This window comes from Actinomadura sp. NEAU-AAG7, assembly GCF_018603865.1.
GTDB lineage: Bacteria > Actinomycetota > Actinomycetes > Streptosporangiales > Streptosporangiaceae > Spirillospora > Spirillospora litoris.
This window is the reverse complement of record NZ_JAHFZY010000010.1, coordinates 160,188-181,323: the sequence shown is the minus strand read 5'-3', so window position 1 is coordinate 181,323 and position 21,136 is coordinate 160,188. Positions and strand designations below refer to the sequence as shown.

13 protein-coding genes are annotated in these 21,136 nt (G+C 74.0%); 7 read left to right on the top strand and 6 right to left on the bottom strand.

Annotation, left to right across the window (positions count from 1 at the left end; translation table 11 throughout):
• The first annotated feature begins 91 nt into the window (after positions 1 to 91).
• The 5 genes from KLI87_RS36020 (at position 92) to KLI87_RS36000 (ending at position 4,630) form a co-directional block, all read left to right on the top strand.
• Entirely contained in the window at positions 92 to 505 is a 414-nt protein-coding gene (locus KLI87_RS36020; RefSeq protein ID WP_214620613.1) for a hypothetical protein, read from the top strand.
• Positions 506 to 678: 173 nt separating this feature from the next.
• Complete coding sequence (locus KLI87_RS36015) at positions 679 to 1,845, top strand: peptidoglycan DD-metalloendopeptidase family protein (RefSeq protein WP_214620612.1); 1,167 nt, start codon at positions 679 to 681, stop codon at positions 1,843 to 1,845.
• Positions 1,846 to 1,878: 33 nt separating this feature from the next.
• Positions 1,879 to 2,814 (top strand): peptidase inhibitor family I36 protein, encoded by a 936-nt coding sequence (locus KLI87_RS36010; protein ID WP_214620611.1) that lies wholly within the window; start codon positions 1,879 to 1,881, stop codon positions 2,812 to 2,814.
• Positions 2,815 to 3,019: 205 nt separating this feature from the next.
• The gene (locus KLI87_RS36005; protein ID WP_156218004.1) at positions 3,020 to 3,499 is read left to right on the top strand and encodes a peptidoglycan-binding protein; all 480 of its coding nucleotides are present in this window, start codon (positions 3,020 to 3,022) and stop codon (positions 3,497 to 3,499) included.
• Positions 3,500 to 3,517: 18 nt separating this feature from the next.
• Positions 3,518 to 4,630 (top strand): hypothetical protein, encoded by a 1,113-nt coding sequence (locus KLI87_RS36000; protein WP_214620610.1) that lies wholly within the window; start codon positions 3,518 to 3,520, stop codon positions 4,628 to 4,630.
• A gap of 16 nt (positions 4,631 to 4,646) precedes the next feature.
• Here KLI87_RS36000 and KLI87_RS35995 read toward each other — a convergent pair whose 3' ends face one another.
• The 6 genes from KLI87_RS35995 to KLI87_RS35970 all read right to left on the bottom strand — a co-directional run bounded on the left by KLI87_RS35995 (position 4,647) and on the right by KLI87_RS35970 (position 19,086).
• Complete coding sequence (locus tag KLI87_RS35995; RefSeq protein ID WP_214620609.1) at positions 4,647 to 10,577, bottom strand: hypothetical protein; 5,931 nt, start codon at positions 10,575 to 10,577, stop codon at positions 4,647 to 4,649.
• Positions 10,570 to 13,467: a hypothetical protein gene (locus tag KLI87_RS35990; protein ID WP_214620608.1), complete on the bottom strand. Its 2,898-nt coding sequence runs from the start codon at positions 13,465 to 13,467 to the stop codon at positions 10,570 to 10,572. Before KLI87_RS35990 ends, KLI87_RS35995 begins: the two co-directional genes overlap by 8 nt.
• Positions 13,464 to 16,220 (bottom strand): DUF6603 domain-containing protein, encoded by a 2,757-nt coding sequence (locus tag KLI87_RS35985; RefSeq protein WP_214620607.1) that lies wholly within the window; start codon positions 16,218 to 16,220, stop codon positions 13,464 to 13,466. The genes KLI87_RS35990 and KLI87_RS35985 overlap by 4 nt, the downstream gene beginning before the upstream one ends.
• 17 nt (positions 16,221 to 16,237) lie before the next feature.
• Positions 16,238 to 17,497 carry a hemopexin repeat-containing protein gene (locus KLI87_RS35980; RefSeq protein WP_214620606.1) on the bottom strand — a complete coding sequence of 420 codons (1,260 nt, stop codon included), beginning with the start codon at positions 17,495 to 17,497 and terminating at the stop codon, positions 16,238 to 16,240.
• 313 nt (positions 17,498 to 17,810) lie between these two features.
• Positions 17,811 to 18,026: a hypothetical protein gene (locus tag KLI87_RS35975; RefSeq protein ID WP_214620605.1), complete on the bottom strand. Its 216-nt coding sequence runs from the start codon at positions 18,024 to 18,026 to the stop codon at positions 17,811 to 17,813.
• A 112-nt stretch (positions 18,027 to 18,138) separates the two neighbouring features.
• Positions 18,139 to 19,086: an NAD(P)-dependent alcohol dehydrogenase gene (locus tag KLI87_RS35970; protein WP_214620604.1), complete on the bottom strand. Its 948-nt coding sequence runs from the start codon at positions 19,084 to 19,086 to the stop codon at positions 18,139 to 18,141.
• 708 nt (positions 19,087 to 19,794) lie between these two features.
• Here KLI87_RS35970 and KLI87_RS35965 point away from each other — a divergent pair.
• Both KLI87_RS35965 and KLI87_RS35960 read left to right on the top strand, forming a co-directional pair.
• Positions 19,795 to 20,106 carry a hypothetical protein gene (locus KLI87_RS35965; protein ID WP_173390832.1) on the top strand — a complete coding sequence of 104 codons (312 nt, stop codon included), beginning with the start codon at positions 19,795 to 19,797 and terminating at the stop codon, positions 20,104 to 20,106.
• A gap of 15 nt (positions 20,107 to 20,121) precedes the next feature.
• Complete coding sequence (locus tag KLI87_RS35960) at positions 20,122 to 21,099, top strand: LLM class flavin-dependent oxidoreductase (RefSeq protein WP_214620603.1); 978 nt, start codon at positions 20,122 to 20,124, stop codon at positions 21,097 to 21,099.
• Positions 21,100 to 21,136 lie beyond the last annotated feature (37 nt).

The window sequence follows — 21,136 nt, the reverse complement described above, 5'->3', positions numbered from 1 at the left end:
CCTGTCACAGGGGGTACCTGACACCGCGCGGCCCTCGGCAAGGTGGTCACTGCCCGCCACTCAAGGGGGGTGGCGGCACAAGGGGGCTTCGATGATGAGACTCTCCACGGGCACGCTGGCGGCGTTTCTGGCCGTACCGGCGATCGGCGCGATTCCCGTGACCGCGCAGGCCGAGTCCGCGCCCGGTTGTAGGAGCATCGTTCAGATCGGCTCGACCGCCCATATTCGACACGGCGGGCAGACCTTCGCGTCGGTGAAGCAGTTCACGGGGTGCGGTAAGAACTGGGCCTATCTCTTCGTCTGGGCCGGTTACCGCGGTTCTCACCGGACGTGGAACGCGTGCGTGGCGGTCGCCGACAGTTCCGACCGTTCTCTGAACGGCACCCGGTGCCGGACCCGGACGAAGCAGATCTGGTCGCTCGGGACCCGCACGCTGGCGCACTGCACCCAGGCGGCCGGCTGGATCCCGGACGGGCCCAGGGCCTCGACCAGCAAGCGCTGCTGACGGGTCTGCGTCCGTCCACCGTCCCGGCGGCTCGACAGGGCAGCGGTCCGTCCCCTGCGGGGTCCCGTCCCTGCCCGCGAACACCGCCTTTCCCTCCCGCCGACGCGTGCGCGATCCGCGGCGGCCGGCCCCGCCGTGGCATCAGCCCGGCGCATCCGCGACCAGGAGGACCGATGAAGCCGTCCGCATGCGCGGCCACCCTCGCGGCGGCCGCCCTGCTCACCTCGCCGACCACGACCACGCCGGCTCAGGCGGCCTCACTGCCGGGTGTGGACATGGAGGCGCTCGTCAAGGCGGCCCAGATCGATCCGCGGCGGGCGAGCGAGAAGCCGACCCCGGGCGCCAAGGCCAGCGTGCTCCTCGTCGGGCGAGTACCGGCGCCGCTGACTTCACCAGGACCCCGCGACAAGCACGCCGGGACCATCCCGGCGAAGAGAAAAGGGAGAAACACCATGGGTACGACGCTCAACAAGGTCCTCTCCGTGGCCGCCGCCGCGGCGGCGATCGGAGGAACGGCGGTCGCGGCCGCACCGCCCGCCTCGGCGGCCGACCGCGACGGAAAGTGCGACAGCGGCGAGTTCTGCTACTACTTCAACAGCGGGAACAAGGGCTCGGTCTCGGACCTCGGGGGCTCGGTCGCCGACTACGGCGCCAAGCAGCCCGGCTGCTACGAGTTCAAGGGCCAGGGCAGCGGCAAGGGCAAGTGCGTCAAGAACGCCGCCGCCTCCGTCTGGAACCGCACCGGCCAGACCGTCCGGGTGTACTACAACAGCGACCACGGCGGCATCTACCAGGACTTCAAAAAGGGCGAGAAGGGCGACCTGAACCCCCGCCTGAAGAACCAGAACGCCTCGCACGAGCTCTCGCCGCGCAATCGCGTGAACATGTCGTCCGCGCTCTACCAGGCCCGCGGCGGACGGCTCACCTGCCCCTTCGACGGCTACCAGCACAGGTCCGGCCGGCACGAGGGCATCGACTTCGCCCGCAGCCGCGGCTCGAACGTCTACGCCCTGGTGAGCGGCAAGGTCACCCGTGTCGTGGAAGGGCGCGACGGCGGAGCGGGGCTCTCCACGATCGCCGTCTACAACGCCTCGCTGCGCAGGACGGTGATCTACCTCCACACCGATCCGCGCAATTCCCTGCGCGCGGGCCAGTCGATCCGCAAGGGCCAGGTCATCGCCAACGAGGCGTGGCGCGGGGTGTCGTCCAGCTCGTCCGCGCACACCCACGTGGAGATGCGCCCCGGACGGCAGACGCACGCGTCCCCGAGCGGCGACGAGCACCTGGCGAACCCGAACCCGAACTCGTTCTGGCGCTCCCAGGGCTACAACGTCCGGTAACGCCCGAGTCCTCTAACGGAAAGGAGGGCCACCGTGTCGAAACGGACCTTATCGCTGATCTCTCGACTCACCGCGGTGATACTGGGCGGAACGGTGCTCGCCGCCACGCAGGCGCCCGCCTCGGCGGCGGAGCGCAATGGCAAGTGCGACAGCGGCGAGTTCTGCTACTACTTCAACAGCGGGAACAAGGGCTCGGTCTCGGACCTCGGGGGCTCGGTCGCCGACTACGGCGCCAAGCAGCCCGGCTGCTACGAGTTCAAGGGCCAGGGCAGCGGCAAGGGCAAGTGCGTCAAGAACGCCGCCGCCTCCGTCTGGAACCGCACCGGCCAGACCGTCCGGGTGTACTACAACAGCGACCACGGCGGCATCTACCAGGACTTCAAAAAGGGCGGCAAGGGCAACCTGAACCCCCGCCTGAAGAACCAGAACGCCTCGCACAAGCCGCTGAGCTCCGGGCCGACCGAATGCAGGACGGACGGCACGAACACCAAGCCGCCCACGACGATCCTCGTGTACCGGACGTCCCAGGGGCGCGTGGAGAGGGTGAAGTTCAAGTACTACGTCAAGAACGTCCTGCCCAACGAGTGGGGGCCGCGCTGGCCGAAGGCGTCGCTGCGTGCCGGGGCGATGGCCGTGAAGAGCTACGGCTGGTACTGGGCTCTGCACTCGACGCGCAGGACGCCGTGGGGCGACTGCTTCGACGTCCACGACGACACGTCCAGCCAGGTGTACAGGCCCGGCTCCGCGACGGCGGCGGCGAGCGCCGCGGTGGACGCGACGTGGAGGACCCGGATGACCCGTAGCGGGAAGATCCTCCAGGCGCAGTACTGCGAGGACACGACGGCGTGCCCCGCCTGGCAGGACGGGAACTGGATGTCGCAGCACGGCTCCCGCGACAAGGCCGATGCGGGCTGGAGCCCCTCCAGGATCCTGAAGCACTACTACAGGAACATCGTTCTCCGGGACTGACGCCGGACCGAGGGGTGTCCAGAGCAGGCGCGTTCGCACCGCGACCGCCGCTCTGGACACCCCACTCCGCGCGCAAGCTCCGCCCCGCCGAGAATGTGCAGAAAAGGGGGCTCTGATACCTCTGTTTGGTGGTCCCGCCGGCGGTTCGCTGCTTGCCTGGAGAGGACGGGATCCTTTGGAAGGGAGTCGATCCAGAGGAGGCGTCATGTCGACCCCACCGTTCAAGCCCCCGCTGATGACCTACCCCCCGATCACGAGCAGCCCCGGCGTCCGGGAGTGGCAGCAGCAGATGAAGCGGCGCAGCTGGAACATCACGCCGGACGGGAAGTACGGGCCGCTCAGCAAGCGGACCTGCACGAACTTCCAGACCGAGAAGGGGCTGAAGGCCGACGGCATCGTCGGGCCGATCACCTGGCAGGCGTCCTGGGAGGCGCGCGGCATGCTCCCGCCGCCGGCGCCCGAGGAGATCCTCCAGTTCGGCTCCGAGGGTGAGGACGTGCTGACGTGGGAGCGCCAGGTCGACGCGCGCGGCTGGCGGATCAAGAACATCGACGGCCACTACGACGACGAGGACGCGAGCGCGTGCATCCTGATGCAGCGCGCCCTCGGCCTTCCGGCGACGGGCCAGGTCGACCAGGAGACCTGGGACGCCGCCTGGCTGGAGAAGGCGCCGCTGGCCGCCTGATCGAAGGGACCTCGGCGGATGGCGGGCTGGATCCCCGGCGCCAGGAGGCTCGACGAGTGGGAGCGCGAGCGCGGCTCGTGGGTGCTGTGCGAGGAGGTGCGCGCGGGCGTCCACGAACTCCGCGCGATCCTCGCCGAGCCGTCGGACGGTGCGAACCACTCCGAGTTGCTGCGCGGCGCGCGGCAGGCGCTCGATCGCGCGATGGACGTCCTCGATCCCGGCGCCCACCGGAGGAACCTGACGGCGTCGCATGTCACGACCGCCCAGCTCCACCTGAACTACGCGCGCTCGCTGTGGATGCGGACGCTCTCGCCGGAGGAGCTGCGATCGTTCCTGCCCGCGATGTCCGCCTTGGTCAGGCAGCATCTCGCGGTGACCGACGAGCACCGGATCTTCGTCGAGAGGCTGGCCAGGGAGGTACGGGAGGCCGAGGAGGCCGGCCGCCCCGCGCCCCTGACCGAGGGACGGCTCGTGACGCTGGTGGACGCGGTGGACGCCGCGCGCCAGGCCGCGCTGCGGGAGAAGCTCCGCGCGGAGAGCTTCGTGCGGATCGTCCGGTGGATCGCCGTGTTCCTGTTCTGCACGGTGATCGTGATCGGGGTGCTGTCGGCGCTGTGGCGGACGGAGGTCCCGCTGTGCTTCACCCCGGCGCCGAGCCCCGGCGCGCGGGGCGACTTCAGCGTGGTCTGCCCCACCGGCGCGGCGCCGTCGGTGCCCGCGGACCAACTCGACACGCGGACGCGCGAGGTCGCCGGATGGGGCGACTACATCGTCGTGATGCTCATCGGCCTGGTCGCGGCCGGGATCGCGGCGACCTCGGCGCTGCGCAAGATCCGCGGGACGTCCACGGCGTTCGGGATACCCGTCGCGCTGGCCGTGCTCAAGCTGCCGACCGGGGCGCTGACCGCGGTGCTCGGGCTGCTGCTGATGCGCGGCGGGTTCGTCCCCGGGCTCAGCGCGCTCGACTCGCCGGGGCAGATCATCGCCTGGGCGGTCGTCCTCGGGTACTCGCAGGAGCTGTTCACGAAGTTCGTCGACAGGCAGGGCCAGGCCGTCCTGGACGGCGTGCGCGGCCCGGTCGCCGCGCCCCCTCGCGAGCCCGCGCCCGAACCCGCCAGGCCGAAGCGCTGACGGCCGCGGTCGCCCGCTAGAGCGGCCAGGACTCCGACGGGCGGACGACGTCGAAGGCGAGGCCGCTGGACCCCTCGCCCGTGCCGGTCGTCTTCTCGCGGCGGATCCACGCGTGCCAGGAGCCGTCCGTCCAGCGGGAGAGCACCGGGCGCCTGGTGACCCGGCACCCTTCCCGGGGGACCTCCTCCTCGTGCAGCCAGGTCCCCTCGGTCAGCAGCCGGCCGCGCGGACCCGAGGCGATGCCGGGCTGCGTCAGCCCGACGAGCCGGAAGCGGATCGCGCCGACGCCGGCGGCCTCCGGGACGAGCGGCAGCCAGTAGTCGGGCACGATGGTCTGCACGGCGTAGGACGGGCCCTCGGGCACGGGCGTCGTCGGGGCGGTCCATGCCGCGCGGCGGTCCAGGAGCTCGCCGCGGCCGTCGGTGACGGTGTGCTCGATCGCCCAGCCGAGGTTGGCCAGCTCGTCCCGGGTGAGGGAGACGGTCTCCAGCGGCGGTCCCGGCATGTCGGCGGCGGCGGGCATCATGAGCAGGCCGTCCGGGGCGCCGTGCAGGGTGAACATGTTCCAGGACGGGTCGTCCCGCCCCGCGCGCCCGATCAGGTGCCGCCGCCCGAAGGTGTCGGTGACCAGTAGGGACGTCAGCGTGGTGAGGGAGCCCGCGGGCACCTCGACGGGCAGGGTGAACCAGTCGTTGCCGTAGGTCGTGGCGAACCCGAGCAGCAGCAGCCGTCCGGTGTCCAGGGCGTCGACCTCGACCGAGCCGAGGTCGACGGCGGCGTCCTCCGCCTCCCAGAACCGGTCGGCGGGAATGCCGCCGTACCGGACGGGCGAGGGGAACGCCCTGGCGTGCAGCGGTCGCGGTGGACCGGACCCGTCGGCGGCCGGGCCGGGCAGATCCGGGTCGGCGTCCAGGCTGTACCAGTCGAGGCCGTCGCCGAGGTACTCCTCGGCGGTCAGCACCGTGCCGCCCGCGGCGAGCGCCAACCGGTGCTCGAACCGGTGGCCGTCGAAGGTGTCGGGGGTGGGCCGGGGCACGGCCTCGGCCCACCAGTCCCGCCAGCGGCGCGCGACGTCGGCGAGCCCGTCGCCGGCCAGCCGTCCTGCGTCGATCGCGGCGGCGAGGGCGGCGGCGTCCGGGACGCGGCCGTCGAGGAGCCCGACCAGGCCGCCGGGCCCGGGGCGCAGCCCGAACTCCGCCAGCAGGCCCGGCAGCGCCTCCGACAGGCCGGACTCCGCGAGCATCGCGACGAACTGGGCGCCGCCCTCGGCCCGCGCCCTGTCGTCGACGACCGGCGGTTCGGACTCCACCCGCGGTTCGAGCGGCCCGAGCCGCGGATCGTAGGGCGTCCACGGCCCGTCCGGCGGCCGCCAGGCCGTGATGGGCCGGCTCTCGCCGATCAGTTCGACGTCGATCGGCGACCCGGCGTCCTGCCCGGCGAACTCCCCGAACTGCCACTGCCGCGTCAGCATCCAGGCCGGGTCGTGGATCCGCGCCGCCAGGCCGGACGCGACCTCGGTGCTGCGGTGCAGCGGCTCCAGCCGGTACATGTCGTCCAGGGGGAAACGCGGCTCTCCGGTGAGCGGGTCGAGGATCCGGACGCCGGCGTTCTCCTCGAAGGTCGCCAGGACCCCGCTGACCGTGCTGGTCCGGACCGTCGTGACACCGGGCAGCAGGTTGTCCAGCAGCGGCAGGTCGCCCAGGTCGACGGCGCGGAGCTTGGCCAGTTCCAGGGTGTCGTGCACGGCCAGGGCCAGGACGTCGGGCGTCCAGCCGCGTTCCGGGTCGGGCGGGACGGCGATGAGCACGGCCTGCGGTGCCTTGGCGTCCGGGCGGTCGTAATGGAACGCCAGCCCGGTCAGCTCGTGCGGGCCCTCCCCCTCGCCCTCCCCCTCGCCCTCCCCCTCGCCCTCCCCCTCGCCCGCGACCGCGCCGTCCGCCCCCGGCAGCGCCTCGGTCCACTCGTCCAGGACGATCCCCGCGAGCGGCTCGCCGGCGCCGATCGGCCGGGGCAGGTGGCAGACGAGATGCCATCGCGCCGGCGGACGGTCGTCCGGGTCGAAGGTGCCGCCGATCCACGGGTCGGCGAGCGTGCGCATCGGCTCCTGCGCCGCGACCTGGTCCCCCGTGCCGCCGGTGAGGAGCAGGGCCTCGTACCAGGCGCGCGCCGCGGGCCGGACCGCCGCGTACCGGCGGAGCCACGCCCCGACGGCCGAGCCGGTCGCCCCCGCCGGACGGGGCCCGAGGGCCGCCCCGGTCAGCCGCGGGGCCAGCGGGAGCCGCGCGCCGAGCAGGGCGGAGAGCGCCTCGGTGACCTGGCGGAGCCAGTCCTCACCGGGCGTCCCGCCGAGCGCGGCGCCGAGCCGGGCGGCGGCGGCCGCCGGGTCGGCGGCGGTGACCCCGAGCGCGGCGAGCCGGTCGGGGTCGGTGCCCGCGGCGGTGACCGCGTCCTTGTACGCGGTGGCGCGGGCGCGCGTCTCGGCGAGGTCGACCGGGACGGGGGCGGCGTCCGGCGGCAGCAGGTGCGCGGGCACCAGCGGCTGCGCGGAGGCCAGCAGGGTGCGCAGTCGCACCGCCAGCTCCCGCAGCCCGTCCCAGCCCTCACCGTGCAGGCGCCTCGTCCCCTTCCGGGTCAGCCGGGGCCGGTCACCGCTGGAGGCGTCCAGGACCAGCGCCAGCGCGCCCATGCCGAGCCGGTCGGCGGTCTGCGTGAACTCCTCCCCGGTCGCCGTCACCGTTCCGGAGAGCCGCAGCTCGGACGCGGGTCCGAGGAGTCCGGACACCCAGGCGTCGAGCCGGGGCTCCAGGGCCGTGAGAGCATCGGCGGGCCAGCCCGGAGCCGGCGCGGGGGCGTCCGGCAGCGCCAGGGCGAGCCGCTGGGTGACGGCCCTGCCGCGGTGCGGGGTGGTCAGCACCTCGAACCGGTCCGGGACGTCCTGGCCCCGGCCGAGGGTGTCGGCCGCCATTCCGGCGCGCAGGGCGTTGCCGCCGATCAGGTGGTGGACGCCCTCGGCGAGGAGGGCGTCGCCGACGGCGTCGAGCGCGTCGACCAGGTCGGCCAGGTGCGGTGCGGCCTCGCCCTGGTCGCCCACCTCCCCCGACGCCGCCGCCCGCGCCAGCGCCAGCCCGTCCACGACGTTGCGGTCGGCGATGGCCTCGTGGCTGTTGGCCCACAGGTCGGACGGGCTGTCGTCCAGGGGCGGCGGCTCGGGCACGGCGGGCGCGGGGAACCCGCGGCGGAACACCGGGACCAGCGCGTCGAGGCCGGCGTCGTGCAGGGCGCGCTCGAACCGGTAGCCGAGGAGCGTACCGAGGTTCTGGCCGTTGCGGACGCCGCGGACGAGCCACCGCGCCGTCCGCGCCCTCCGGGACGTGAGGTCGACCGCCAGCGTCCGGTCGCCCTCGTGGGCGAGGAAGCCGGAGCGCAGCACGGCGGCGGTGGCGGCGTGGTGCAGGGACGGCGCGTGGATGTAGCCGTCGGCGGGCGAGACGGACACCTCCCCGACGCCGGGCACGTCCGTGACGGTCTGCTCCTCCCCCGGCCGCAGGTCCTCGACCCAGCCGTACCCGCCGATCCGGACGCCCGCGCCGGGCGGCGACGCGGCCAGCCGCCTGGCGGCGAGCGAGGTGATCCACGCGTCCAGGCGGTGGGAGAGGACGTCGAACACCTCCAACAGGAGCGGGCCGAGATCCTCCGCCCGCGCCCGCGCGAGCGCGTCCAGGCCCTCGATGATCCGCGGCGCGCCCCGGGCGGTGTCGCGGACCGTCTCGCGGGCCCCTTCGACGAGGTCGGGGGTGCCGGGCGCGTCCGGCAGCCGGAGTTGCACCCACGAGTCCACGGACAAGGGGAAGGACAGCGCCAACCGGACGGGGTCGTCCCCGGAGCCGCCGGGGAGGAAGTCCCAGTTGGCGGTGGCCAGCAGGGCGGGGATGAGCTCCGGCGACTCGGGGATGTCGAAGATGGTGACCGGACGGTCTTCGGAGACGTCGCCGCCCGGCAGCATGGGCCACCGGTCCAGATAGTCGTCGAGCGACAACTCCTCGTGGAAGAGGGCGAGGCCGTCGGCGACGCGTTGCCGGCTGGTCTCGAAGAGCTCCCGGTAGGTGTCCGGGCTGGGGGCGATCTGCTGCTGGAACCGGCCGAAGTCGAGCCGGGTCGTCTCCGACTCGGGGTCGCGGGCCAGGTCGCTGGTCACCTCGCTCGGCACCCACCAGCGGAGACCGGACTCGGGCGGGACGCCGCCGACCGACAGCACCGGCCCCGGCGCCATGCGGTCGGCCGCCTCCAGCGTCGTCCGGGCGGTGTGGACACGCCGGATCACCAGGTCGGTCGCGACGGGAAGCCGGGAGAGGACGTCCACGGCCGCCCGGTCGGCGGGGCGCCCGTCGCCGACCCTGGGGATCCAGCCGGGGGCGAGCGCGGCCCGCCAATGGTGCCGCAGCCGCAGCGCCCACTCGACGATCGGCTCCTCCACAGCGGCGTCCCCGGTCCCGGCGGCCGGGCGCCACTCGTCCAGCCCGGCCACCGGCAGGACGCCGTAGGGCTGGCGTCCGACGCGGATGGTGGGAAGCGGCCCGCGGCTTCGGACGAACTCCGCCAGATGGTCCCGGATCCCGGGCCAGGGCCCGCCGCCGGGGACCTCGCCGCCGCCGTCCGGCTCGGCGTCCGGTTCGGGGCTCGGCTCGGTGTCCGGCATGTGCGGTTCCAGGGTGGCCAGGTCGTACCGTTCCGTCGCCGCCTGGACGAACCCCTGGGCCAGCGCGCCCCATCCGAGCGTGCACATTCCGGCGATGGCGCGGTCGGTCGCGTCGTCCGCGCCGTCGCACAGGCCGAGGAAGCGCGCGTCGGGCAGGCCGAGCGCGGCGGCCAGCGACGCGGCCGCCGTACCCGGCTCCGGCTCCGGGTCTTCGGCGACCGGCGGCGGGACGCGCGGCCGCGACGTCCACGCCGATCGCGTCTCCGGAGTGTTGTTGGTGGGCGTGCCCGCGGGGAGGAAGGCGAGCCCGCCGGTGTAGGCGTGGCCGAGCAGCAGGTCCGCCAGCCGGGCCGCGGCCGGGCCGGGCTCCTCCTGCCGGACGCCCACGGCGATGAGCTCGTCGAGGTGCTCGACACCCTCGGGCAGGGTCAGCGTCGCGGCCATCCCGGCCCGGACGGCGGCCTCGAAGTCCACGGCCCAGTCGGCGGGCTCGGCGTCCGAGGCGAGCAGACCGAGCGGGAGCACGGCGGGCACGGGTTCGTCCGCCGTCCGGTCGACGACCCTGGCCCCGCCGGTCAGGCCGATGAACCGCCACCGGTCGGGCAGGGTCGTGACGCGGGGCGGACGCCGATCCCCGTCGGGACGGATCTCCGGTGCCGCGGCGCCCGGCCGGGTCGCCCGCACCGTCCAGGCGGCGCGGGCGGGGCTCAGCGTGGTCAGCAGGCGCTGCCAGGCGCCGTCTCCGGGGTCCGCCCAGTACGCGCGGCCCGCCTCCGCCTCCGCCGCGGTCAGCCGGGGGTCGTGCGCCTCGACATGAAGGTCGTCGGGATAGACCCGCACCATGATCTGCCGACCGCCGGAGGTGAACCGGGTCTCCAGCCGGACCGGAAGCAGCGCCACGGGTCCGTTCCGGGGGGTGTGCGGGGTCGTCCCCCCACCAGCGACCGGTCCGCCGTCGCCGGAGCCGAACAGCGGGTCGCCCGAGCCGAGTTCGGCCGCGAGTTCCACGCGCACGAGGTCCAACCGGCTCCCCAGGTCGGCGGCCTCCGCCCGGCGCTGGGCCTGCACCTCGCGCTCGGCGTCGAGCTTCACCCGCGTCGGCAGCTGATGGGAGTACATGTCCATGCCCGCCACCAGGCGTTCCTCCAGCCGCCGCACCCACAGCTCGTGGTCGTCGGCGGCGGCGACCGCGGTGTCGCGGCGCAGGCGCAGGTCGTCGGCGTCGCGCCGGAGCGCGAAGACGTCAGCCACCGGGAAGCATCTCCTCGGCACGGTAGGCGAGCTGGAACGGCCGCTGGAACGCGATCCGCGCGATGTCGGCCGCGTCCCGGCCCCAGGCCGGATCGGTCCCGTTCTCCCGTTCGGGCGTGGGCGGCCTGCCTCCCACGGACCGGGGCACGAGGAAGCCGCGCCCGTCGACGGGGACGTCCGCCCATGTCAGGTCGGACCAGAGGGCGAGCGGCGGGCGGGGGCCGGACGCCTCGTCGTCGAACCCGAACCGGGTGCCGTGCATGGGCTCGCGGATCACGAACAGCCAGCCGCCGGCGGCCGCCTGCTCGCGCGTCGGCGTCTCGAACGCGTAGAGGCTCGTCGATTCGTCCGCCGGGACGGTGAACGTGGGCGGGAACCAGGTGCCCGCGCCGTCCGGTGGGACGCTCCCGTCCTCGGCGGCCTGCACGGCGTGGACGACCGTCCCCGGGAAGCGGCGCAGCACCTCGCCCCGCACGAGCAGGGTCAGCAGCGACCTGCCGCCCATCCGGTCATGCCCGCCGAGGGCGGTGCCGAGCGGCCAGCGCGCGATCTCGTCGATGTCGGGCGGCGCGCTCCGGTCCCGGGAGGGGCCCGCCGACGACCAGAAGCGGGCGAACGCCGTCCCGCGCTCGTCGGTCGGGAACTCCCGCCAGCGCAGCTCCCGGTTGAACTCGCCGTTGAGCCCGACCAGGAACGCCTCCGCGAAGGCGGGGTTGGTCTCCAGGAGGACGACCGAGTCCTCGGGCAGGCCGCCGAGTCCGGGCAGCCCCCACTCCGGCCAGCGGTGGAACAGTTCCGCCGCCATCGGGACGTCGAACGAGGGATGCGTCATGATCGGCCGCAGCGGGCGGGGGTCAGGGGCGGCGGCGTCCTGGAGCCCCGGCGCCGAGAGGGTGTCCTGGACGCGCGCCAACTGCAACGGCACCGGCTCGATGCCCACGCGGATGGCGGCGGTGAGCGTCGCGGCGCCCATGCCGAGGGCGCCGCCCATGTCCTGCGGCGTGTCCGTGGGCACGAAGTCGGCCGTCCGGCGCAGCCCGCGCAGCCAGCCGCCGGAGACGACCGTCCGTTCGGAGGTGCCGGTCTCGGCGGCCAGCGTCCGGGTGAGGTCCCCGAGTGCCGAGGTGTCCGGGGCGCCGACGGCGAACCCCGCGAACTGCGCGTGCGCGGCGTAGTCCCCGCGGACGTCGCACTGGGACAGCTCGCCGTCCATGAGCACGGCCAGCGTCCCGGCGGCGGCCGCGCCCGCCGGGTCGGTCTGCCGGGTGCCCAGCGTGCTCGTGTCGCCGGTGGCCTCGGTGCTGGAGGCGGGCGGTCCCAGCAGCCTGTCCCCGTTCAAGCCCGCGGCCAGCGCCGCGTCCTCCCGCGGGGGCCGCTCGGCGGCCCTGACGCCGCGCCGGGCCAGCCCGCCGCCGGGACGGGTCAGCCGGGCGAACGCCGTCGTGAAGGCGCCGCCGGGAACGGCGGTCTCGCCCACCACGTCGCCGAGGGGCCGCGGCTCGCGCGTGTCCTCAAGGCCGAGGGCGATCGACAGGGTCGAGCCGAGCGGCGCGGACAGCGCGGCGAGGGCGACCTGGTCCATCGTCGCCAGATGCTTGTCCTGGGCGCGCCGCCCGCACTCGGCCGCGAGCTCCGCCGCCGCGACCAGCCGCGCGGCCTCGCGGATCGGCCCGGCCTGCTCCCAGGCCCGCGCCATCAGGAACTCCTGCTCCAACTGGACGTAGCGGGCCCCGAGCGAGGCCACGACCCGGTGTCTGACCTGGAGGTTCAGCGTCGTCTGCCAGCCGGCCGCGTCCGCGCGCCGCAGCCCGGTGAACTGGCCGCCGTACAGCGGCGGCGTCACCGCCCCGGCCTCCTCCGGGGGCGGCCGGGTGGGATCGAACCGGCGTCCGGGGGCGTTCAGCTCGCCCAGCAGCTCGTCCACGAACGCCTCCTGGGCGGGCGACGCGGGCGTCCACACCTCGTCGGGCACCTCGGATCCCGGAATCCGCAGCGCTCCCTGGATCTGCGCGGTGACGGTCGCCGGGGTCCCCTCCGGCGGCTCGCGCTGCGGCCACGGGTTCCGGACACCGACCGAGCGGACCCCGAACCCGGCGATCATCGACGGATCCACCCCGTTCAACCGTCGCGCGAGCGCCTCGAACGAGCCGTCCGGGCCGGTGCGGAACCGCCACCAGTGGTACACCGGCACCTCGACCGGGACGGCGCCCGCCGTCCACGCCGGCTGCGCGGCCAGCCGGGGATCGGCCGGCCTTCCCCGTACTCCGGCCTCGCGGCCCGCCGCCGTCGCGGGCACCACGCACGCGACGTACGCGGTGCCCCCGTGGAGCCGCCGAGGGCAGACCAGCCGGGCGACGACGGCGCCGGACCTGCGCCGCACGCCCGACATGATCTGCCCGCGCGGGTCGTCCTCGTCGGTCAGGCGCGCCTCCACATGCGCCCACATCGCCGCGTCCACCAGGTCGAACTGCGCCTGGGGCGGGATCGTCACCACCGGCAGCGGGCGGCGCTCGGCGGGGACGCCCTCGTCCTCGCGCAGCACCACGAGCGCCAGCCAGGGCGGCGCGTCCGGCGGAGAGAGCTGCCACGGCAGGTCGGCGTGCGCGAACTCCACGCACGCGAGCTCGCCGGGGTCGGCGTTCAGGCAGCCGTCCGGCGGTTCCCGCCGCGCCACGAGGTTCCGGTCGAACCCGACCACGTCGCCGGGGCCGACCATCGGCAGCCTGAGGTCGGTTCCGGCCGGTGGGAGGACGACGTCGTCGTCACCGGCCTCCTCCCGGGTGCGGGTCAGCGTGATGGAGGGACGCACCTCCGCCCGTCCGTCCTGCCCCCGCGCGGCGGACGCGATGGCGCCGACCCGGACCGACGAGGCGAACCAGCGGCCGGTCACGCGAACCTCACCAGGGTCTCGGCGCGCCGCCAGCGCTCGACCCGCTCGGCGGCGTCCCACCGGCGCGCGAACGCCTCGGCCAGCAGCGACGCCTGGTTCTCGCTCAGGTGCACCGGGCGTTCCGGCCGGTAGCCGGTCTCGTACCCGTCGGCCGCCCGCCGCGGCTCGGCCAGCGCCGACCCGGACGTGTCGGCGGCGACCTCCAGGCCGCTGACGAACTCCCGGAACGCCTCGCCGCCGAGCCGCTCGTCCTCGGTCATGGTGAAGAACTCCGCCTGGACAAAGCGGTCCCTCACGGGATCCAGGTTCTCGTCGGGCGTCCGGCCCAGGGTGGCGGAGGTGGGCCGCCACCGCTGCGGCGCGACCGGCATGCGCTGGAACCGGTCGAAGGTGATGTCCATCGGCAGCACCGACTGCCGGGCGCACAGCACCGAGTCCGGGTGGATGAGCGCGCCGTCCGCCACCTGGGCCTCCGCGTCGGCGGCGAGCCACAGGCCCGTGCGGTCGCGGGCGGGCGGGCGCGCCGACCACGCCTCGCGCCTGGCGAACGCCTCGCCGAGCCTGATCGCGGGCAGTTCGGGATCGACCGCCGGCGTCACCGCGGGCGCCGCGCCCCAGGACACGTCGAAGTCGAGCGAGACGTCGTCGAACAGCACCGAGACACTGCCGGTGCCGAACGCGTGCCACGGAGCGGGACCCTCAAGTGTGAAGTCGAGGGCGACCCCGGCCAGCCGCCGGCCGAACGCCTTCACCGCGACCCCGGCGACGACGCGGACGGAGAACGAGAACACCGGGTCCCAGACGAACAGCGCGTCGAGCCCCAGCCAGCCCTCGACCCCGCAGCCGGCGATCGTGGCCTCCAGGCGCACCTGCCCGCCGAACATCACCGCGTTGGAGGTGACGGCGAGGTACGCCTCGGCACGCAGCCCGAGCCCGCTGCCGAGCGCCAGCCTCAGCCGGCGCAACTCCGGTACCCCCGGCGGCCGGACGTAGCGGGGATGGAACCCGCCCGCCGACAGCACGAAGTCGCCCCCGCCGCTCCCGCCCGCGCCCCGGAACAGCAGGTAGATCTCGCCGGAGACCGGCACGCCGGCGATCCACGAACCGGTCAGCGACACCAGCAGCTCCACCGACGGCGCCCCCGGATCGACCCGCCCGTAGAGTTCCGCCTGCAAGTGGACGATCGGCGCCTCCGCGTGCGGCAGCGCGGCGAGCATCCGGCCCAGCAGCAGGAACTGCGGCGGGGACGGCAGATCGAGGACCACCGCGGCGGCGAGCGACACGATCCCGCCGCTCCAGGTGATCCGCAGCATCGGGCCGACCACGAAACGGCCGCGCGCCTCCGGGAACGCGGCCCCCAGCGCGTCGAGGATCTCCGCCGCCCGCCGGGCGGGGTCGTCGGGGAACAGAACCCGGTCCGCGTGGCCGTCGGCGACCATGCGGCGCAGCGTGTCGGCGTCCGCGCGATGTCCGATCCCGACGATGCCGCCGACCGCGTCCACGGCGAAGCCGAGGCCGACCTGGACTCCCGGTGCGGGGAACGACGCGCTCAGCAGGAGCAGGAACGACAGGGGGGCGTTCCCGGACGGCGGGCGGAGCCGCCCGATCGCCTTGACCGACAGGGCCGCGAGGTCCAGGTCGAGGACGCCGCCGTACACCCCCGGCTCGATCCGCCGCAGGGAACCGCCGCCGCTGACCGGCCCCACGTCCAGGTCGACGTCCACGCCGTCCGGACCGGCGAGCGCGCCGCGGTCCGGAAGCGGGCCGACCCGGTCCCCGGCCAGCGCGATCGGCAGATCGAGCCCGATCCGCGCCACGCCCGCCCGCAGCGGCAGCCCCGGCGGCCGGACCTCGACGGAGACGCGCACGCCGAGGACCAGATCCTGCCCCGCGAGCCGGAGCTCGACCCCCTGCTGGAGGACGGACACCCCCGGCGCCGCCCGGGCGGCCTCCCCGCCACCGCCGCGAGCGTGCGCGCCGCCGGCGGCGCGCCTGAGTTGGAGACCGGTCGTCCCGGTGGCGGCGAAGCGCAGGCCGCCGGCGCGGTCGGCGAGGATCTCCATCCCGGACGGAGCGGACACCAGCGGACCGAGCAGGCCGAACAGCTCGTCCGGGACGACCGTCACGCTGAACCCGCGCAACCCGACCCTCAGCAGGGGCGTCGCGGTGGCGACGTCGACGGCCAGCTCCGCGCCGATCTCGTCCACGGCCACACCGGGAGGCCCCAGGCGGACGGGATCGGCACGGGTCAGGCGGACGGTCAGCGAACCGGACGCCTCGGGGGTCCGCACGGTCGGAGGGGCGCCCGGCACGACGGTGAGGTCCCAGGCGCCGGAGTCCCCGAGCACCTCCAGGCGCCACGGGCCGCTCTCGTGCGTCAGGTGGGGCCGCCCCGAGACCACGACGTCCAGTTGCGGGCCGCCCGGGACGACCGCGACGGCGGCGCAGGCGTCCCCGTCCCTGGCGACCAGCGCGAGACCGCGCCGACCGTCCGCCCGCCGCCACCCGTGCAGCCGCAACGCCGAACCGGTCCCAAGGTCGCCGACCACCGACCGCAGCAGCGCCATGAGCCCGCCGCGTTCGCCGGGGACGGCCCCGACCGGTTCCAGCAGGCGCCCTCGCAGCTCGGACGGCGCGGTGGGATCCTCGCCCAGCCCCGACAGCCCCAGCGGGTCGGCCGCGTCGGTGACCGCGCGCTCCGCCAGCGGCCACAGCAGCGCCGCCACCGCGTCCAGCAGTTCCCTGGGATTCATGACGGTGCCCCCTCGGGTCACTCCTGCCGGCGTGCGTCGCCGAACCGCGTGTCGGAGCCGAGCGCGACCTCCTGCGCGAACGCCGCATACGAACTCGGATTGGTCAGCGCGGCGGCGGTGGTCAGCGCCGAGTAGGCACCCAGCGACGCGCCGGTTGCCGGATCGGTCGCGATTCCGAAAGTGCGGCCCGCGATCGTGGCGCCGGACCATTCGGGGACGTCGGGTCCGGATCCGAACGTGAAGTGGACGGCCTCGTGAATCAGCACGGCGGCCCTGCCATTGGGGCCGTGTGACGTCGAGAACCGGTCGCCGACCTCGGTGAGGAGTCCCTGGCTCGTCTGCGCCGCGAACCCCAGGCCCGGCGTCCACCGGAACGCGGTGGGAATGGCGGCCAGCCTCGTCTGGATCTCCCCCAGCCGGGCCCTGACCACGGTGGTGTCGATCGTCCCCGTCATCGCGAAGTGGTTCCCGAAAGCGGTCGTGATGGCAGGGGTCACCGGCCCGTTGAGCGCCGCCGATGCCCGTGCGACCCAGCCGAGGGCGACGTCGGTGGCGGCCCCGGCGTCCAGGAGCGGCAGGAGGCCCGGCCACCGGGTCACCACCTCGAACGGGTCCGTCACCGTGAACTCGAACTGTTCGGAGTTGTAGTCGTAGCGCGCGTAGATAGGCGCGGACACGCTCTTCCCGATACCCGCGGCGACCGGATGCCCGTCGTCGTCGACCGCGGACGCCGCGGTGCGGAAAAGATACGCCTTCGTGTCGAGGGAGAGCAGCCCCGGGATCTCGCCGTCGATGCCGGCGGTGAACGCACCGGTCGCGTGCCAGTTCGGCGCGAACGGCTTCGGATAGCCCGGCGAGCGGGCGTTCGTCGTCCAGTCGAAGCGGCTGTACTGGTCGCCGCGGAAGAAATAGGCGAACTGGCTCTTGACGCCGCCTCCGGCGAACACGGCGTCGACCGAGGTCCAGCCCGCCGGCAGGTCCCAGTTCGAGGCCGTGTCGGCGGGCGCCCCGTCCGGCAGGCCGTCGGAAGCGCGCAGCCGCAGGTACTGCCCGTCCTTGAAGACGTAATGGAAGGCGGTGAAGTCCCCCTGCCCCGGCACCGCGCCGGCGAGGTCCCGATCGAACGGCGCCGGGTAGGGGATCCGCCGCGGGCCGTCCACGGCCCGGTCGGCCGACCAGTCATAGACCGCGAACCAGCCGCCGGAGAAGACCATCGTGGCGTCGGGGCCGAGCGCAGGCGTCCTGAGGGCGCCGTCGATCCTGGCGGTCGAGGACATGGTCCCCCCTCACATTCGACCGGTACACCGCCAACGCCATTATTGATTGCACGACGAAGGCTGAGCCCGTCCCATTAACCGATCTTTAGTGCGCCTTAGCCGGATTCGGTGACACCCATGGCGCCGGGAAATCCCTCCGAAGAAGGACACGAGGAAGACCGCGATCCGGTCTTGGAGGCCACCGCGGACGCGGCCGCCGCGGTGATCGGTGGCCCAGGTGGCGCGGCGCGCGGGGGCGCGCTCGCCGGACACGGCTCGTCCGCTGGGCGGTGAGCGCGCTTCTGACAGGGGGCCCGTGCCTCTCGGGTCGCGGCTACTTGCCGGTCACCTCGACCTTCCTGATGGTCGAGCGCCAGGTCGCGATGACCGTCACGGTGGCGTCGCCGGGGATCTCCTCGCGCATCGCCTCCTGGACGAAGGCCGCGAGTTCGTCGAGGGTCATGCCGTGCCTGCGGTCTTCGGCGGCGGCCTTGACGGTCTTCTCGGTGGTCATGCCGTCTGCCTCCTCGGCCGGGCCGGGGTCGGTCACCGGGGCCTCCCTGGACCGTGGGTCGGGGACGCGTCCGGGCGCGGCGACCCGGGTTCGTCGCGCGGCCGCGGACCCGCGCTGGTCGGGCTCGCCTCGTCCCCGCCGGCGGAACTCATCGGACGTTGATGACCACGTTGCCGAGTTTCTGGCCCGTCTCGACGTACCGGTAGGCGTCGACGATCTCGTCGAGGGGGTACCGCCGGTCGATGAGCGGTCTGAAGCCGCCGGAGGCGATCAGCTCCCGGATCTCGCGCATCGCCTCCGCGCGCTCGACCGTGAACGGGAACCTCACCCGTCGGCTGGACATCGCCAGCAGCAGGTTCTGGCCGCCGCGTCCCGGCTCGGACGACAGATAGACCCCGCCCGGTTTGAGCAGTCCCTTGCAGCGGCCGAACGAGCTCCTGCCCACCGCGTCGAACACCGCGTCGTGGATCGGCCCGTCGGCGGTGAAGTCGTCCTTCATGTAGTCGACGACCCGGTCCGCCCCCAGCCCCCGTACGAGTTCCATGTGCCCGGTCCCGCACACCGCCGTCACCTGGATGCCCTTCGCCTTGAGCAGCTGCACGGCCGCCGAGCCGATGCCTCCGGTGGCGCCGTAGACGAGAACGTGCTGCCCCTCGGCCACCTTGGCCGAGCGTAAGAACCCCAGCGCGTAGTGCGACCCCTCCGTCCCCGGGGCGACCTCCTCGAACGAGAGCCCCTCCGGCACGGTCGCGATCATCCTCTTCTCCGGAACCGCCACGTACTCGGCGTGCGTCCCGAAGGGCCCCTCGTTGTAGCCGAAGACCCGGTCCCCCACCCCGAACCGCTCGACGCGCTCCCCGACCGCCTCCACGACGCCCGCGAACTCGGTCCCGAGCACCTTGCGCCGCGGTCGCCGGAGTCCGCTCGCGAGCCTCATGACGATCGGCCGTGCGGCCCTGTAGGCGCAGTCCGTGCGGTTGACGGTCGTCGCGTGCACCCTGACCAGGACGTCACTGTCCCCCACCGCCGGCTCGTCCACCTCGGCGATCCGGACCACGTCCGGCGGCCCGTACCTGGCATGCACCGCAGCCTTCATGCCCCGACTTTATGCTCGCGGACGCGGGTTCACCGCCCCTTTCGCGGTTCGGCCTCCCGGCCTCGTCCTCGGCGTCCGGCCCTGGCCAAGATGGTCCCGGCCGAGCACCGGAAACCTCGAACAGGCTGTTGTTGACGTCAACACCTGGATTTCCGAAAGTGTCTCGCCGGGGAGACAGTCGTTGAGTCGGCCGCCACAGCGGGCGGCGGGGATGTGCGACGATCTCACCAGGTCATCGGGAGCCGATCGGCAGCCCGGCGGACCGGACGGCGGCGTCCAGGAGGGAGCTCACGACGACCTGCCGAACATGCAGGTCAACAGGCTGGACGACGTTTTCACCCAGAACGCATACCGGGACATCGCGCACCTCCGGCGCACCGACCCGGCGAGCCCGACCGGCGAGCGGGGCGAGCCGGACAGGGGCGGCGATCTTCGCGCGGCACCCGGTTGTCCCCCTCGTGCCGCGGAGCGGGCCCACAAGGCCGACGCCATCCCCCGGAGACCGGACAGAGCCGAGTAGATCAACGTTCCCACCACGACGAACACGACCGAGGGCCGACCATCGTGGCGGTCGCGACGCCCTACCGGCGACGCCCGCTCACTGACTGTTGACAATCACAACACACGGATCACATACTCAAACCCGCTCCGAAAAGGCCGTTGAGCCCACCGCGGGCCATCCGGCAGCCGAGCGAATGGAGAGCGCGCGTGCAGAAGGTCTACTGCTTGTACAAGCTGAAGCCCGGGGTGACGGCCGAGGAGTACGTCGAGTGGTCCAAGACCGTCGACCAGGCGATCACACGGCAGCAGCCCTGCGTGCACCGGTTCCGTGTGCTCCAGCTCGCCGGGTCGCGCGGCGGCCCGTCCCCGTGGGACGTCGTCGAGGACATCGAGGTCGAGTCGTGGGAGGCCTGGGAGCAGTGCCTGACCACGCCGGAGATGGCCGAGGTCGTGGCCGGTTTCCGCAAGATGGCCGACCGGGAGTCGGCCGTCACCGTGTTCGGCAGCGAGATCGAATAGCGAGGGTGGTGGGACATGGGAACCGTGCCTGACAACGCCGCGGACGGTGTCGTACCGCCGGCATCCCGGCTCTCGGTCGGGGCTCCGACCGAGACGGACCTGCTGGTGCCGTTCGCCCAGAGCGCGGAGCGTCTCGGCTTCGCCGGGATCTGGACGCAGGACACGGTGCACAGCGGCAACTTCTCGCTCGACGGGCTGCACGTGCTGTCGTACCTGGCGGCGGTCACCGAGCGGCTGCGGCTGGGCATCGGCGTGCTGTACTCCGGACGGCGGAACCCGGCCGTCCAGGCCCGCGAGCTGGCCACCATCGACCAGCTCTCGCGCGGCCGGCTCACCGTCGGGCTCGGCGTCGGCAACGACTACCACCGGCCGACCCTCGCCGCGCTGGGCATCCCGACCGATCGGCCGGTGCGCCGGCTGGTCGAGGGGATCGACGTGATGCGGGCCCTGTGGAGCCAGACCGAGGCCGCCTACGACGGGGAGCTGTACTCGTTCTCCGGCATCCGGTCGCAGCCGGAACCGGTCCAGCGCCCCGGCCCGCCCATCTGGATCGGGGCCCGCGCCGAGCCCGCGCTGCGGCGCGCCGTCCGGATCGCCGACGGGTGGACCGGAGCCGGGCCCGTCGCGACCGAGGACTTCCTGGACCAGCTGAAGATCGTCCAGCAGGCCCTGGCCGACGAGGGACGCGACCCGGCGACCTTCACCGTCTCCAAGAGCGTCTACCTCGCGGTCGAGGACAGCGTGGAGACCGCGCGGCGGCACCTGATCCCGTCGTTCGAGCGGGCGTACGGGGGGAACCCGGTCTACAACGCGGCCGACATGACCGAGCGGGTCGCCATCTTCGGCCCGCTGGACCACTGCGCCGAGCGGCTGGGCGAACTGTTCGACGCCGGGGTGGACGAGCTGATCCTCTACCCGATGTACGACCGGCCGGCCCAGCTTGAGGCGTTCGGGGAGCTGGTCCCCGCGCTGGACGGAGCGGGCCGCTCATGACGGCGGGGGCGGCCCGGCCCGTGGGCCGGGCCGTCCC